Annotated in this window: 4 protein-coding genes; all 4 read left to right on the plus strand. The window is 72.5% G+C overall.

Annotated features, from left to right (window positions below; genetic code table 11):
• A partial coding sequence (locus tag ACFPZL_RS12330; protein ID WP_382335645.1) for a ribonuclease HII occupies positions 1 to 360 on the plus strand: 360 nt, incomplete at its 5' end.
• Positions 361 to 422: 62 nt separating this feature from the next.
• The gene (gene murI / locus ACFPZL_RS12335; RefSeq protein WP_218113893.1) at positions 423 to 1,274 is read left to right on the plus strand and encodes a glutamate racemase; all 852 of its coding nucleotides are present in this window, start codon (positions 423 to 425) and stop codon (positions 1,272 to 1,274) included.
• Positions 1,275 to 1,320: 46 nt separating this feature from the next.
• Positions 1,321 to 2,070: a ribonuclease PH gene (gene rph, locus ACFPZL_RS12340; RefSeq protein ID WP_218113894.1), complete on the plus strand. Its 750-nt coding sequence runs from the start codon at positions 1,321 to 1,323 to the stop codon at positions 2,068 to 2,070.
• The coding region (locus ACFPZL_RS12345) for a non-canonical purine NTP pyrophosphatase (RefSeq protein WP_382335647.1) at positions 2,067 to 2,395 on the plus strand (329 nt) is incomplete at its 3' end. The genes rph and ACFPZL_RS12345, both read left to right, overlap by 4 nt.

Consider the following 2,395-nt stretch of genomic DNA (forward strand, 5'->3'; position numbering starts at 1 on the left):
CGCGGCATCGTCGCGATGCTCGGCGAGGCCGCACGCCGGGCGCTGCTGGAGCTGCACGAACTCGGCGTCCCGGTCGACCGGGCGGTGATCCTGCTCGACGGCTCCCACGACTGGCTCTCGCCGGTGCTCCGCCGGCCGCTCGACGTGCGGACCCGGGTCGGAGCCGATCGAGCCTGCGCCAGCGTCTCAGCCGCATCCGTGCGCGCGAAGGTGGCGCGCGACGCGCTGATGCGCGACGCGCACGAAGTGCACCCGCACTACGGCTGGGCCTCGAACAAGGGGTACGGAGCGCATGCGCACTACGCGGGCATCGACGCCCACGGGCTGACGCCGCTCCATCGCCGCAGCTTCATCCACTGAGCCGTGCGCCGTGCCGATCCGGCGAGGAGCGCTGCGCCGATCCGGCGCGGTAGTCTGGTGCGGTGACAGAGCAGGCGAATGATCGGCCGATCGGCGTCTTCGACTCCGGCGTCGGCGGGCTCACGGTCGCCCGGGCGATCCGGGATCAGCTGCCGAACGAGTCGATGATCTACGTCGGCGACACCGCGCGGACCCCGTACGGGCCGCGGCCGATCGCCGAGGTCCGCAGCTTCGCGTTGGAGATCCTCGACGGGCTCGTCGAGCAGGGCGTGAAGATGCTGGTGATCGCCTGCAACACGGCGAGCGCCGCGATGCTCAGGGACGCGCACGAGCGCTACGACGTTCCGGTGGTCGAGGTCATCGGCCCGACCGTCCGCAGCGCGATGAGCATCACGCGCAACGGCCGGGTCGGCCTGATCGGCACGGCCGGGACGATCCAGTCGCGGGTCTACGACGACCTCTTCAGCATGCGCCCCGAGATCGAACTCACGGCGCGCGCCTGCCCCCGCTTCGTCGAACTGGTCGAGGCCGGCCGGACCAGCGGCCCCGAGGTGCTCGAGATCGCCGAGGAGTACCTCGCCCCCCTCGTCACGCGCAGGATCGACACGCTCGTGCTCGGCTGCACGCACTACCCGTTCCTGCGCGGTGCGATCCGGCAGGTCGTCGGACCCGAGGTGGCGCTGGTGTCGAGCGACATCGAGACCGCCGCAGAAGTGTATCGCGTGCTGACGCAGCGCGGGCTGCTGCGGGCAACCGGTGCGGAGGCGATCGCACCTGCCGAGCCCGAGGTGCGCTACGAGGCCACCGGCGACGACACCGCCGGCTTCGTGGAGCTGGCGCGCCGCATGCTCGGCATCGGCATCGACGCCGTCGACCATCTGGCCACCGGCGCGATCCGACTGCCGAACGGATGAACCCTCGAGACGGCGAAGCGCCGCTCGGACGAAGGAGAGAAGCGAGATGAACGAGACGACGCGCGCCGACGGGCGGACCCCCGCCGAGATCCGCCCGGTGACGATCGAGCGCGGCTGGAGCCGCCAGGCCGAGGGCAGCGCGCTGATCTCCTTCGGGGAGACCCGCGTGCTGTGCACCGCTTCGTTCACGCCCGGCGTGCCGCCGTGGCTGCGCGGCAAGGGGACCGGCTGGGTGACGGCCGAGTACTCGATGCTGCCGCGGTCGACGAACGAGCGGACGCAGCGCGAGTCGGTGAAGGGCCGGATCGGCGGACGCACCCACGAGATCTCGCGGCTCATCGGCCGGAGCCTCCGCGCGGTCGTCGATACGCGGGCGCTGGGCGAGAACACCATCGTCATCGACTGCGACGTGCTGCAGGCCGACGGCGGCACCCGCACCGCCTCGATCACCGGCGCGTACGTCGCCCTCGCCGACGCGATCGCCTGGGGGAAGGCGCAGGGCCACATCCCGGCGAAGGCGACGGCGCTGAAGGACAGCGTCGCCGCAGTCTCCGTCGGCATCGTGGACGGCGTACCCCTCTCCGACCTGGCGTACGTCGAGGACGTGCGCGCGGAGACCGACATGAACGTGGTGGTCGCCGGCTTGGGTGCCTTCGTCGAGGTGCAGGGCACGGCCGAGGGGGCGCCGTTCGCGCGCACCGAGCTGGATGCTCTGCTCGACCTCGCCCTCGCCTCCGCCGCGGAGCTGCGCGAGCTCCAGCGGACCGCGCTCGACGGGCCCGGGGCAGAGGCGTGAGCAGCGGCGTGACCGGCGGTGGGAGCAACGGTGGAGGCGGTGCGACCCGCGTCGTCCTCGCATCGCACAACGCGCACAAGCTCGAAGAGCTGCGCAGGATCCTCGCGCCCCTCGTACCGGGCATCGAGCTGCTCGCCTACGACGGCCCGGAACCCGTCGAGAGCGGCGTCACCTTCGAGGCGAACGCGCTGCTGAAGGCGCGCGCCGCGGCGGCGCACACCGGACTGCCGGCGATCGCCGACGACTCCGGCATCGCGGTCGACGTGCTCGGCGGCAGCCCGGGTATCTTCTCGGCGCGCTGGGGCGGCCCCGCCCGCGACGACGC

Origin of the sequence: Leucobacter soli (assembly GCF_042659205.1) — a bacterium.
GTDB classification, from domain to species: domain Bacteria; phylum Actinomycetota; class Actinomycetes; order Actinomycetales; family Microbacteriaceae; genus Leucobacter; species Leucobacter soli.

Excerpts from the sequence above, each read along its gene's own strand:
- rph (WP_218113894.1), top strand. The coding sequence starts at position 1,321 with ATGAACGAGACGACGCGCGCCGACGGGCGGACCCCCGCCGAGATCCGC.